At 42.1% G+C, this 13,484-nt stretch carries 11 protein-coding genes; 3 read left to right on the plus strand and 8 right to left on the minus strand.

Annotated features, from left to right (window positions below):
- Positions 1-7 precede the first annotated feature (7 nt).
- Entirely contained in the window at positions 8-142 is a 135-nt protein-coding gene (locus GK047_RS30215; RefSeq protein ID WP_275901698.1) for a hypothetical protein, read from the plus strand.
- A gap of 96 nt (positions 143-238) precedes the next feature.
- Here GK047_RS30215 and GK047_RS22185 read toward each other — a convergent pair whose 3' ends face one another.
- The 7 genes from GK047_RS22185 to GK047_RS22215 form a co-directional block, all read right to left on the minus strand.
- Positions 239-1,699 (minus strand): L,D-transpeptidase, encoded by a 1,461-nt coding sequence (locus GK047_RS22185; RefSeq protein ID WP_481856038.1) that lies wholly within the window; start codon positions 1,697-1,699, stop codon positions 239-241.
- A 237-nt stretch (positions 1,700-1,936) separates the two neighbouring features.
- Complete coding sequence (locus GK047_RS22190) at positions 1,937-3,559, minus strand: stalk domain-containing protein (protein WP_163951830.1); 1,623 nt, start codon at positions 3,557-3,559, stop codon at positions 1,937-1,939.
- A 36-nt stretch (positions 3,560-3,595) separates the two neighbouring features.
- Positions 3,596-5,227, minus strand: a complete 1,632-nt coding sequence (locus GK047_RS22195; RefSeq protein WP_275901700.1) for a FecR family protein — start codon at positions 5,225-5,227, stop codon at positions 3,596-3,598.
- Positions 5,228-5,433: 206 nt separating this feature from the next.
- Complete coding sequence (locus GK047_RS22200) at positions 5,434-7,281, minus strand: CHASE2 domain-containing protein (RefSeq protein ID WP_163951833.1); 1,848 nt, start codon at positions 7,279-7,281, stop codon at positions 5,434-5,436.
- Between the two features lie 164 nt (positions 7,282-7,445).
- Positions 7,446-7,679 carry a ferredoxin gene (locus GK047_RS22205; protein WP_127454548.1) on the minus strand — a complete coding sequence of 78 codons (234 nt, stop codon included), beginning with the start codon at positions 7,677-7,679 and terminating at the stop codon, positions 7,446-7,448.
- A 65-nt stretch (positions 7,680-7,744) separates the two neighbouring features.
- A complete protein-coding gene (gene mobB / locus GK047_RS22210; RefSeq protein ID WP_163951835.1) occupies positions 7,745-8,242 on the minus strand; it encodes a molybdopterin-guanine dinucleotide biosynthesis protein B in 498 nt (165 codons plus the stop codon).
- A gap of 10 nt (positions 8,243-8,252) precedes the next feature.
- A complete protein-coding gene (locus GK047_RS22215) occupies positions 8,253-9,548 on the minus strand; it encodes a DNA polymerase IV (RefSeq protein WP_163951836.1) in 1,296 nt (431 codons plus the stop codon).
- A 215-nt stretch (positions 9,549-9,763) separates the two neighbouring features.
- Between GK047_RS22215 and cimA the strand changes: the two genes are divergently transcribed.
- The gene (gene cimA, locus GK047_RS22220) at positions 9,764-11,383 is read left to right on the plus strand and encodes a citramalate synthase (RefSeq protein WP_163951838.1); all 1,620 of its coding nucleotides are present in this window, start codon (positions 9,764-9,766) and stop codon (positions 11,381-11,383) included.
- A 62-nt stretch (positions 11,384-11,445) separates the two neighbouring features.
- Here the strand turns inward: cimA and GK047_RS22225 are convergent, their stop codons facing one another.
- Complete coding sequence (locus GK047_RS22225; protein ID WP_163951840.1) at positions 11,446-11,979, minus strand: TlpA family protein disulfide reductase; 534 nt, start codon at positions 11,977-11,979, stop codon at positions 11,446-11,448.
- A 131-nt stretch (positions 11,980-12,110) separates the two neighbouring features.
- On the opposite strand from GK047_RS22225, the gene GK047_RS22230 reads away from it, so the two are divergent.
- A complete protein-coding gene (locus tag GK047_RS22230; protein WP_163951842.1) occupies positions 12,111-13,418 on the plus strand; it encodes an MFS transporter in 1,308 nt (435 codons plus the stop codon).
- Positions 13,419-13,484: the final 66 nt, after the last annotated feature.

Genomic DNA, 13,484 nt, shown 5'->3' on the forward strand with positions numbered 1-13,484 from the left:
TGATCTCATGTCAAAACGTAAATCTGCTCTTGCATCTCGCAAACCAAAAGATGAAGTAAACAAGAAAGCGATCATCTGGACAGGTTCTGGACTTCTAGCCATTATCATCATCATGATTATACTGCTCATTTTAAACAAATGACACCGATTAAAATGATTGAAAACTTCACAACTTGAATTGTAATCGCTTTCCGCTTTCTTGTCAAGGGCTCCTTTTTAGGAGCCTTTTTCCATTCATTTAATCAAGCCATTTATATTTTTTATTTGGATTACTGTCATTTGTCTGAAGCGGAAGTTTAAAGGATTTTGAAGGATTCCCTCTCCCTGCTCCATTGCCTCCGCCGTTTTCAAAGTCTGGCAATACGCCTTTGCCAATCGTTACTTTTGTCTGTGCCGGAACCATGTCGTAGAGTTCCTCTACATCCTCCTGCTGCATGCGAACACATCCGTGGGATTCGTCCTTACCAACACTAGAGGGTTTATTCGTACCGTGAATAGCATATAACGTATCTGATAGGGTCATCCCCCTACTTCCGAATTCTCCGTTTGATCTCCCATTTGGATTACGCACTTTTTCACTAATTATGAAGTCGCCTTCTGGCGTTTTCTCTCCACCCAAACCAACAGGATAACTCCGAAGCATATATTTCCCACTAACTAACGCTAGGCGATGTTTTTCGGTATCAATAATAATTCGAAGGGGTTCTTCCAAAGGCTCCGCAGCCGCTTTTGCTTGCGAGCTGTTAGGAACATTTGGCGCCTTAGACAACTGGTTATTTGTCTCCTGAGGACCCTTTATCCCAGCTCCATCAACCGTTTTTTTATTTCCTGACAGCTTTTCTAATGCTTGCGGAAAGATTTCTTGCATGGCAGGAGATACGCCGGGAAGCAAATTATCTGGATAAGGTTTAGCGAGTTGCTCCGCTTTATCAGGCAGAACGCCTGTTTTCTGCTGATAGGCCGTAATTGCACTTTGAAGAACAATTGCTTGTTCCCGATCCTGCATCCAGCTCTCAATAAGCGGCACTATTTTAGAACTATCCGCAACTTGGCAGGAGCACACTTGCGAATTATAATGAGTAAGCGAAGCTGTATTTCCACCTCTGCCTTCATTTACAACACCAACGACAGGCTTCACTTCTTTATTCCACTCCAGCCATTTTCCATCAACGCTTTTGGTTGCTTCCATAATTACGGACTCTCCCGTTTCCTTGCCTGATGCAGTCAGTACGCTTTGTAACAAAGGTCCCCATTCGCCATCAGCAAAATAAAGCTTTAAATCCCCAGAAGGGTTATTCATCGCCCCAACCACAGGGGTAGCCACTTCTTGTTTCACTATATTCGTCGGGAGTTTATCTTTCACCGCATCGATTGAAACAACGATAGCTAAAAAGGCGAGCATAGCCAGAAGCGTAATCCACTTCAAATTGCGTCTGGATTTACTCGCTTCTTTTTTATCCCCTTGTACGATTAATGTTTTTTTACCCATCTCTTCTTTAAGGGCTGCAGCCATTCTTTTCGCTATCACCTCTGACTCCTTTAGCGAAGCGGCCGCAGGGTAGGTAGGCAAGGAACCATCCACAGCGATTTTCTGACGTTCAAAGGCTTCATAGATCTCTCCAGATTGCGCAAAGCAGTACGCAGCTTTCCCCTCTTTTCCTTGAGAGGCGTACTCTCTACCTAACAAGTACCAAGCCATTTTGTGATCAGGATGGTCTTTCACATATTTTTTTAAATATAGAGGATCTTCAATCGGATTATGCTGAAAAAATCGCTCTAACTGACCGTTCTGATTGTTTTTTTTCAAAGAGCAACAACCCTCCCATTCAGTTCGTCCTACTCTCTCTGTTTTATCGGCATTAACCTCCTAGATATGAAGACAAAAAAGACGACCTTGATCCGGGGTCCCCCTTCCAAGCTCGTCATCTTGCGTATTTTATTTTACAAAAGACTTCGTTCGTAAGATCACCGTTTGATGAACAGCATCCCACTCCACGTTGAGTCCAATTTCTTCAGCAAAAAAGCGAACAGGTACATAAGTACGATTTTGTTTCACATACGGAGCCACGTCTGTATCTTTCTTTTTGTCAGATTTATTGACTTCCTTGCGAGTAACACCCTCATGGCCAATCGTAAGCTCAATCGTTACTTCGCCCTTGACGAGCTGCACGATAGTCTTTCCTTCTTGCTCTACATATTTAACCTCATAACCCAATGCTTCACTGATTGCACGAATAGGAACCATTGTACGGCCACTTTGGTTCTCAGGCTGCGCATCGAATTCGATCAACTTGCTGCCATTCACCACTTTAATAGGTTGATTATTGGGCACATATTTCGGCAACTGATACGGAGCAATTTTTCTAATCTTGTTATTGAAAGCATCTGCCACAACTATGTCACCTTGTTCAGTCACTAGAACATCCGTAGGATTATAAAATTCAGCAGCTTGCTCTACACCATCAGCTTCCCCTGTTTTTACCGTACCCGCAAGCGTAGTTACTTTGCCGTTAAGCAAATAACGAACCGAGTGATTCAAACTATCTGCAATTAGCAATCCGCCTTCGGTTGTCACAGCTAACCCTTTAGGGAAATCAAACTTCGCTTGTAGTGCGTCGCCATCCAAGAAATCTCCGGCTGCGTAGAGATCATTTTTACTATATAACGAACTTGCATCCATCAATGCTGTTGTTCCTGCAACTGTACTTACTGTATTTGCTTTGAAATCAATATATCGAATCCGTTGATTTCCAGTATCGCTTACATATAGATTACCAATGCTGTCTAGAACAAGACCAGAAGGCTCATTAAATTTAGCAGTAGATAAATTGCCGTCAAGAAAATCACCAGCAAAGGATGCTTCACCTGGGCGAATTTGAATCACCCTTGTAGAGACAGTGTTCAGTGTAGAGACATCGCCACTAGGCGAAATTTTACGAATGACATGATTTAAGGAATCTGCTACATAGATGGTTCCATTCGCTGTGACAGCAATATCACTTGGATGATTGAAGGTGGCGTCCGTACCCTGACCATCTTTATTACCGATAAGTCCATTACCCGCTACTGTAGATACTTGTCCATTCGTGTCTACTCTACGTATGGCGTTATTAGCTGCATCTGCAATCCATACATTCCCTTTGACATCAACAGTTATTCCAGTCGGTTCATTGAACAACGATTGACTCGATTTACCATTCACTAAACCACCTGTTGGTAAACCTTGACTATTCGTTTTCACAACAATTTCGGGGCCAGCGAATGTCGTTACTATCCCTTTTGAGATTTTACGAATGACATGATTGCGCGTATCGGCGACAAGAATACTTCCATCTGGAAGTTCGGCTATGCTGCTAGGCGTGCGGAAAGCCGCAGTCAGCGCGTCGCCATCTTTGTCATCAAAATCACCGATGCCCGCATGCGTTGTGATATCCGCCATTATTTGCCCATTTCCAGCGAATAACGCATTGGCAGACAATCCTGAAGCCGATACAAACGAGCCTCCAAGGAATGTAGCCATCGCCATCGAAGTTATGACTATATATGTAAAGGGTTTCATTGATTTCTCCTTTTTAAAATTACACCTTCGGACAATTTAACCAGCTGGAAGAGCATGGCCTTTTAGAGTAATTGTAGTTTTTACATTTTCTTTGGGAACAACGACCCTCTCAAGAACGCTCCCTTTTTTACGAACAATAATAATATCTTCTAGTGTAATCGTTGCTGTACGATCATTACCACCATCTGAGAATCCTTGCATCGGTATCGTCACTAATTTCTTTGTTCCTTTGAAACCAGTTGAATTGCCCGCGTTAGCTCCGTAGTTTGTCACTACATAAACCAATTCATTTTTAAGAGTACTCTTATATTCCTTAATGCCGGCAGTACTGTTATTCATATCGAAAATAGTACCGTTGACCAACTCTGAATTCGTGTAACTAATTGTTGTGTCATACAGCAAATGAGCCTCTACAGCATAGATGGAAGTATTATCATTAAAATCACTCAAATTAATATCCAAATCAAATAATCCAGTCTGACTTTGTTCCCCTGCAGACAAACTAATGGTCGGTTTCGGTGTTTCCGTCGGCGTTTCACTACTCCCCCCACCAGAAGTTCCCGTTGTTGGGGTTGATGTGGGCCCGCCATTTCTAGCTTCTTCAAATTTCTTCTTCTCAGCATCAGAAAGTTTCTTTAAGAGCTCAGCTTCTGCTCTGGCCTTCTCATCCGCTTTCACCTTCAGGTTCGCTTCTTCAATCTTTTTATTTGCATCCTCAGCTGTTTTGAGAATTGTAGTAAGTTTTTGCTTTATTTCGTCTAATTTCTTAGCTTCATCTTCCGCTTTCTTAATCTTTACCGCTTCAAACTTGAGAAGTTCATCTTGCTTCTTTTTTTCCAATTCTAAATCCACGCCTGCGGTCTTATCCAATTCCTGCACGTTATCCAGATCAAGCTTCCTCGTATTATCACTTATTTTCTTGTTCGTTTCCTCAATAACTTTGTTCATATCTGCTTTACTGATTTTTTGATCCTTCAATGCTCTCTTGGCTATATTTCCAATAAGGTTATCAAGGTTTTTCTTCACCTTATCAAGCGCTGCCTGATCTTTAATAAACATGGAGGTTTGATCTGCCGTTTCTTTACCTTCTTCCAATTCCTTCTTTTTCTTTGCTATAAATTCGTCATTCTCCCTATCAATATCAGCTTTATTTTGAATAAGAGCCTTAATAACATCAGGAGAAGCATCATTAATGAAATCCTCCAAGTCTATCAATTCAACCTTTAACGACAAATCCTGTACTTCATTTCGCGAATCTAAAGATATCTGTTGTGTAGGGTACAAATAAACGACTTTAGCAGCTTGTTCGCTTCCTGCATTAGTAGTGACTGTAGTAGCTGAAACTTTGCCGGCTCCAACAAACATTTTTGTTTCCCCAGTCCTTGGATCCACATGAACAAAAAATTGCGTTCCACGCACACCCATAACTGCCGTTGGTGTTTCAACTTCAAATTCATCATCAGAACCAGCTAGAGACTTAACCTTTACCCACATGGAGCCAGCCCATATTTTTAACTTGGATTTCTCGCTTCCACCCGATGTATGTAAATCCGATACATTAATTTCAGCGTTGTCACTCAATGTGACGGTGGCATCCCCGCTGCTCAAGTTAAGCGTAACAGTGGAATTCTCTCCCGTGTAAAGCGTGTCTCCCTGGTTTAAGCTCATATTCTCGTAAGCGTCGTATGTCTTAGAACCTCCACCCTTCTTCACCGTGACTTCTCCACTTAAAGAGGCAATTACTGCGATTCGGATCGTCTTAGCTTCAACAGACTTCACTTGCAAAGCAGAAAATAAAGTAAACACAAGACAAAAGCATAAGAAAACAGAAAGGAATGATTTCTTAGTAACTCTCACGATAAACGCCTCCTTAATTATAAATTCCCTATCACTTCATAAACCATCACTGGTTTTTCCTTACCTTTCACTTTCATTTCACCTATTGGTTCAATCCGAAAGAGACCTTCCACCCTCGCATAGGTAAGCTCACTGATCAAAATTTGACCAGGCTTGGCGTTGGATTCCAATCTCGCAGATAAGTTAACCGTATCTCCAATTGCCGTGTAATCAAGTCTTAAATCCTCAGAACCTATATTCCCAACTACCGCAGGTCCGCTATTAATGCCCAGTCCAAATTTAACACCGATGCCGTATTTCTCGATAAGCTTTTGCTCAAGAACGCCAGCTTGGGATTTCATTTCGATAGCTGCACGTACAGCCATCTCAGGATGGTTATCATATTCAATTGGCGCTCCGAACATAGCCATAACGCCGTCTCCGATAAATTTATCAAGCGTGCCATTATATTTAAAAATAGCTTTTGTACAAACATCTAAATATTCATTCAAAACTCGAATAACTTGCTCAGGCTCAAGCCGCTCGGACATGGGTGTAAAGCCACGAATATCAACAAAAATAAGGGAGATATCTTTGCGGCTCCCCCCAAGCTTCACATCCTCGCCAGAGCGCAACAGCTCATCTACAACTGATTTAGAAACAAATCTGCCAAAGATCCCTGTAACACGATTGCGTTCCATTCGTTCTTTTAAATAATGACTTACAAGCGACCACATGTATATCGCGACGATTGCGAATTGCGGATAAACAAGAGGAGCAAATATCGATCCTATCGTATACAGAAGCATCCAAATCAACCCGTATACAACTAACATGGCAACGAATAGAAATAAAGCCACTCTTCCTTTAAATCTCTCAAATAGGAATAAAGCTAGCAAGGCTACAACCAGAATTATAACAATACCAATAGGCTTGCTTGTATCCCTGTAGAATTTGCCTTCGATCAGCGTCTGAATCATATTCGCATGAATCTCAATCCCAAACATTTTCACAGAGCTGATTGGCGTTGGATATTCATCCTGCATGGCTGTTACAAATGGTCCAACAAGAGCGATTGCGCCTTCTAAGGGTAAAGGTTTCTTGCTATTTATCACATCTATGTATGATAGCGTTTCGTACCCCGTGCCTACGTCCATTTTTTGTCTAGGTAACGAGTAGAATTCTGTTGTGACCTGATTACGATCATTTGTAGGTATGATTATATTACCACGTTTCCATTGTCGTGATGCCACATCGTAACTTATTTTTTCTTCATCATTCAAAATTAAATTCGTAAGTGCAACACTGAACGCAGGTATATTATGCTGATTCTCATCAGGCAGTCCGACCGGAAGCTTTCTGGCTTTCCCGTCTTTATCTACAAACACATTAATATGGGCCATTTGTTCTTTATTCGTCGTTAAGGTTGTGGAGGGATAGTCGACCTTCTCAGGGACTAATTCACCAGCTTGCTGCTGCTTGGTGGGGTAGTTAATTTGAACAGGTAGAATCACATTATGGTATTTGGCCAATACATCAGCCAAAGCTTTATCATCGTCGGGGTTTTTCGAAGGTTCGGCCAGAACTACGTCTATGCCGATAGCTGCTGCACCTGACTGCTCTAATTTTTCTATCATTTGGGCATACGTTTTTCGATCCCACGGAAATTTCCCAATAGCCGCGAGAGATTTTTCATCAATTTTAATAATTTTTATTCGATCTTCAGGCTGTCGTTCGTCAATAGACTTTGCTTTTCGCAAATTATCTTGAAGTGGATGCTCAATAAAATAAAACAAGCCACTCGAATTCACTGTATAGAAATATGTCGACAGCATGATCAAAATAACTCCTGCGGTCAACGTTTGTATCCAACTCTTCTTACCCATAGGTTCCTCCCCTATACTTACTAGACTTTATTGTAAGATGGCGTGTACAAAATGGCAATGAATTGTTACCTGTTTATACAAATCGTATCAAAAAAAAGAGCTCAATTCCTTTGTAGGAACCGAGCTCTTTCGAAATCACAAAATCCATGAACTACTATTAAGGTTTAGTTAAAAGGTGAATCTGCCACTTTAATGGAGTCTGTTGGACATCCATCCTGTGCATCCTGCAGATCATCAAATAGATCTTCTGGGATTTCAGTTACGCCTTTATTGCCATCTCCGTCGAAAATAACTTCTGCTAGACCTTCATCGTCGTAATCATAAATGTCTGGAGCAGTAGCCCCGCATGCGCCGCAAGCGATGCAAGTATCTTTATCAACAAATGTATACTTTGCCATTCTGTATTCCTCCTCTAAATATCCTCAATGTAAAATATAATATAAATGCGAGTAAAGTTCAAACCTTAATATTGACGAGCTTCGAAAAATGTGACAATAAATGTAGCGACCGCTTCTACTTCATCCATCTTATACGAAGGAAGTACGCCATTCAAGTCGACCAAATCCGTTACAATTGCAAGGGGTTCTGAATCCAGCTCGGCCATAATCGCACTTTGTTCTATTGTACGAAAGATAGCTATCTTTGGATGCTTTTCCTTCTTAAACCCCTCAATAATTACGTAGTCTAGATGCGCAAATGCTGCAAGTTGCTCCTTCATATTCGGTTCAGACTTTTTCTCATAGACGTGCACACCGTCAGGCGATAAGGTTGCAACCGCATCTGCACCCGATTGAATGAACGTCGATGAGTCAGCGCCTTTCGCTTCTTTATAATGTCCATGAGCATCGTGTTTCATTACACCTACCAAATAACCGCGTCGTTTCATCTCTCCAATTAACTTGGCGATAAACGTTGTTTTCCCACTGTTTGAAAAGCCTGCAAACCCAATGTAATGTGCCATTTTTTCTCCCTTACTCATCTTGATGAAGCGGGTTATTCTTCAAGTGATCCATCTGTAGAGACGTCCCTCTTGCTTTGTGGTTTCTTATCAAAGCGGAAGGATCATCTCCCATCATCCCAGCAGTCAAGATCGCATTTTCACCAAATTTGTCTCGAAGCTGATCCATAATTCGATTTAACTGATCTCTACGAGGCTGTTTCTCATAATCGAAAAGATCAAGCTGAATAGCCGTCTCTTCCTTGGCTCCTAAGTTTTGCAAAGTAACGCCTAAAAGCCGAATTGGACTTGTCTCCTCCCAGTGATGATCATATAAATTACAAGCCGTGCTGTAGATATCAGCCATATGTTCTGTTGGGGTCTGAAGGGTAAGCGAACGCGTAATAGTCCTCATCTCGGGATCCCGAATTGTAATCTGCACCGTAGATGACATGAGCTTTTGCCTACGGAGTCTTCTCGCCACTTGATCCGCTAGATTGAGGAAAATACGGTACACTTCTTTTTTATCCGTCACATCATGCGGCAGCGTTGTCGAATGTCCGATCGACTTGCTCTGTTCCTGCTCCGGATTCACAATAGAATGGTCGATGCCCTTAGCTGATTGTATGAGATGAGGACCTAGGATTCCAAAGTGCTTGCTTAACAGCTTCTCTTCAGCTGCGGCCAATTGACCGAGTGTATGAATATTTAACTTTATTAATTTATCTGCTGTCTTTTTCCCAATACCATATAGGTAATGACATGGCTTATCCCATAATAAGGTGGGCACATCGCGAAGTCGCATAACAGATATCCCACTAGGCTTCTTCAAATCTGAGCCCATTTTGGCAAGCAATTTATTTGGTGCCACACCAATTGAACATGGCAAGCCCAATTCATCCAAGATTTTCTTTTGAATGTGATTCGCAATCTCAAGCGGTGTCCCAAACTGTTTTGAGCCCGTAATATCAACAAAACACTCATCGATAGACATAGATTCCACTAGAGGTGAAAAACTATAGGCAATCTGCATGAAACGACGGGAGAAGCTGCGATACAAATCGAAATCTGGGCGTATAAGGATCAAATCCGGACATATCCGCAGAGCTTGCCTCACTTGCATCCCTGTTTTAATACCCAAATAACGAGCTGCATAGGAAGATGTTACAATGATTCCTTTCCGCAGCTCTACACTTCCCGCTACTGCAAGAGGCTTCCCTTTGTACAAATGAGGCTCAACAGCCTCATGTACGGAGCAATAGAAAGCGTTCATATCAATATGAAGGATGACTCTGCCTTGTTTGGGGTAATGATTATGAACCAACACCATGCACAGAACCTCCCATAATGATAAGCATAAGCTCAAGTCCACTTCAGCATACAAAAAAATATTCTTTCAAGCAAACGTATTTTTGCGTTATGATGTCCTTACAAATACAATTATGTTATAATCATTAATTATACATTAACGCTTTAAAGCGAGCGCACTTACTTTCATTTTCAATGATGTAATTAGTCAGTTGCCAGCTTTCAAAGGAGGAACCCATGCCAACATCAGTTAAAATCTTCGACACTACGTTACGAGACGGAACGCAAGGAGAAGGCATCAGCTTATCCGTTGAGGATAAAATCAAAATTGCCCTCAAGCTCGATGAACTTGGGGTTCACTATATTGAAGGCGGATGGCCCGGTAGCAATAGTAAAGACATTGAGTTCTTCGAGCGCACCCGCGATATGAATTTCGCTAATGCTAAGATCACGGCATTCGGCAGCACAAGACGCAAAGATTCCAAGGCTGAAGATGACATTAATCTGAATAGACTTGTTGAATCCGGCGCAAAGGTTGCTACGATTTTCGGAAAATCTTGGGATTTCCATGTTCGAACCGCGATTCAAACTTCCCTCGAAGAAAATTTAGCAATGATATTCGACTCTGTCCAATTTTTAAAAAGCAAAGGTCTTGAAGTAATCTATGACGCCGAGCACTTCTTCGATGGTTACAAGAATAATTCAGATTACGCCTTACAAACGATACAAAAGGCACAGGACGCAGGTGCAGACTGGATCGTATTATGTGATACCAATGGCGGCTCACTCCCAGGTGAAGTCTCTGAAATCGTTACCACAGTGAAACAACATGTTAGCACACCAGTCGGAATACACGCTCACAATGATTGTGAATTAGGTGTAGCAAATAGCTTGGCAGCTGTACAAGCAGGTGCTGGACAAGTACAGGGAACAATTAACGGCTACGGTGAACGCTGCGGGAATGCTAACCTGAGCTCGATTATTCCTAATCTTCAATTAAAATTGAAATACGACGTCATTTCAGCCGAGCAATTAATGTCATTAACGCAAGTTTCCCGTTATATTAGTGAAATTGCCAACATGCATATGCCCGTTAACCAACCCTACGTAGGCAACGCAGCATTCGCCCACAAAGGCGGTATCCATGTTTCAGCTATTTTGAAAGATGCGAGCACCTATGAGCATATCATGCCTGTTCTCGTCGGAAATAAGCAGCGTGTGCTTGTTTCCGAGCTTGCTGGACAAAGCAATGTTCTCGTCAAGGCGCAAGAGTTAAATCTTGACTATCAAAATGAGCCTCAAAAAACAAAGGATGTCATCGAGAAGATCAAGGATCTCGAGCATCAAGGCTATCAATTCGAAGGTGCAGATGCATCTCTTGAGCTGCTTCTACGCGAAGCGTTCGAAGGACTAGAGGAAATCTTCACTTTGGAGTCGTTCAAAATGCTTGTTGAGAAATCAGCAAAGCATCCAGTTGTCTCCGAAGCGATCATCAAGGTTAAAGTACATGGTGAAACCATTTATACCGCGGCTGAGGGCAATGGTCCTGTCAATGCGCTCGACAACGCGCTACGCAAAGCCTTAATCCAGTACTACCCTGATATTCAACACATTCATTTGTCCGATTATAAGGTACGCGTACTTGACGAGAAAGACGCTACTGCTGGCAAAGTTAGAGTCTTAATGGAATCCACCGATTTCAATACATCATGGAACACACTCGGTGTTTCTAGTAACATTATTGAAGCAAGTTGGTACGCTTTAGTGGATAGCTTGCGCTATGCTCTTCTAGGCAGAACACGCATTGAACCAACTAACAAAGATCAACAAGAACGCCTAGGCTTAGTAAATCACTAAGATAATTACTACAAAAAAAGCTGCACGGAGTTGGCTAATGTCCTCCTGCAGCTTTTTCTATTTTAATTTTTTATTAAATTTGCGATTTTCTTATCCAGTTCTTTGGGAGACAACACATGAATAACTTCCCGGACAACCCCATTTTTATCAATCAAAAAAGTGGTTGGTATCGCAAGCACCCGATATGCATCTGCGTTCTCGCCTTTTTTGTCGAGCAACACGGGAAAGGGGAACTTATATTCTTCAACGAATTTCTTGATATTATCCATTTTGTCACCAGGCGTGACATTGACCGCATAGAGATCGAATTGACCTTCATACTTTTTATACATGGCCACCAAGTCAGGCGCCTCAATTGCGCAAGGTCCGCACCAGGATGCCCAGAAGTTAACTAAAAGCGGTTTATCTCGCGGACCGCCAACGGCATAGCTCTGACCATCGAGCCCTGTTAATGTAAATGCGGGCGCAAGATAATTCACTTTTGGCGCTTGCTCGGTTGGCATGATCGTTTCTTTATTCGCATGTTGGGCGTTTTGATAAACGGCTAATCCTGCAAGCAACAAAACGAAAGCTAGTATGATTCCATTCCTCTTCAAAATTGCTGCACCTCCACTCTGTCTATATTATCTCCATTTCCGGCAAAATTCCAACATCTGAGGAATATAAGATAAGTATGTCCAGACGGTGACAGGGCAAAGTAATAAAAAGCCGTAAGACGGAGGTTCAAATGGAAAAAGCGAAAAGAAGAACATTCAACATCGCTTTAGAGAGCGAGAGGTCCGATGATCTTCCACAGCCTCATCAAAGCAAAAATAAACCCAATAGAGCTAACGAAAGTGAAGGTCAAGGGCACCTTTGGGAATTCATCGCGATAGCATCGATCCCTCTAGTATTAGTTCTTGGCAATTCCATGCTTGTCCCAATATTGCCCGATATGCAGGAGAAAATGGGTATTTCACGCTTTCAAAGCAGTCTTGTTATCACTTTATTTTCCATCACAGCTGGACTAATTATCCCGATCTCTGGGTACTTATCCGATCGCTTTTCTCGCAAAGCTGTTATGATTCCCTCCCTTATTATTTACGGAGCAGCTGGCGTTCTAGCAGGTTTTGGGGCTATATGGAACTCTTACTCGATACTTATCATCGCTCGCGCCATACAAGGTCTGGGAGCTGCTGGCACCGCACCTATTGCGATGGCTCTGGTCGGTGATTTGTATAAGGGAGGTACAGAAAGTAAAGTGCTCGGCTTAACGGAAGCATCTAATGGTGCTGGGAAGGTCGTTAGTCCGATATTCGGTTCCTTATTAGCCTTAATGGCTTGGTTCGCCCCATTTTTTGCCTTTCCGTTCTTCTGCCTTCTCGCTTTACTTGGTGTAATTTTCATCATTAAAGAACCCAAGAAGAATAAAGAACCCCAAAGCTTGAAAGCTTACATCGGACAAATAAAGACCATTCTCAAAGAAAAAGGTCGCTGGTTGATTACCTCCTATTTTGCGGGTTCATTAGCGTTATTCATTCTTTTCGGCGTCCTCTTTTATTTATCCCAAATATTAGAGGAGAAGCCTTACCAAATTGAAGGGGTTAAAAAGGGACTTATCCTTGCGATTCCTTTGTTAGGAATGGTCGTCACTTCCTATACAACAGGAGCCCTCATCAAGAAAAATGGTACGTTAATGCGTTGGTTAATCAACATCGGACTCATGCTGATGACCATTTCCTTGGCACTTACGATTTTCTTCCATTCCAATCCTTACGTTTTTATTGGTTTATTGACATCAAGCGGTATTGGCACAGGCCTCCTGCTCCCTTGTTTGAATACGATGATTACTGGCTCTGTGGAGACTGAACAACGCGGGATGATCACCTCTTTATACAATAGCCTGCGCTTCATAGGCGTTGCTTTAGGACCACCTATTTTCGGTTGGCTTATGAACGTATCGCACCAGGCTATATTCATTACCGTCTCTTCCCTTGCTCTCCTCACATTAGGCTTGGCATTTTTCTTTATCAAGCCCAAAGGACAAATTAACTAACAGATTCCATCAGGGATCTGTTTTTTCACAATCGTACCCTATATAATTACATCATTCATTCCAACA

Source organism: Paenibacillus sp. SYP-B3998 (assembly GCF_010820665.1).
Taxonomy (GTDB): Bacteria; Bacillota; Bacilli; order Paenibacillales; family NBRC-103111; genus Paenibacillus_E.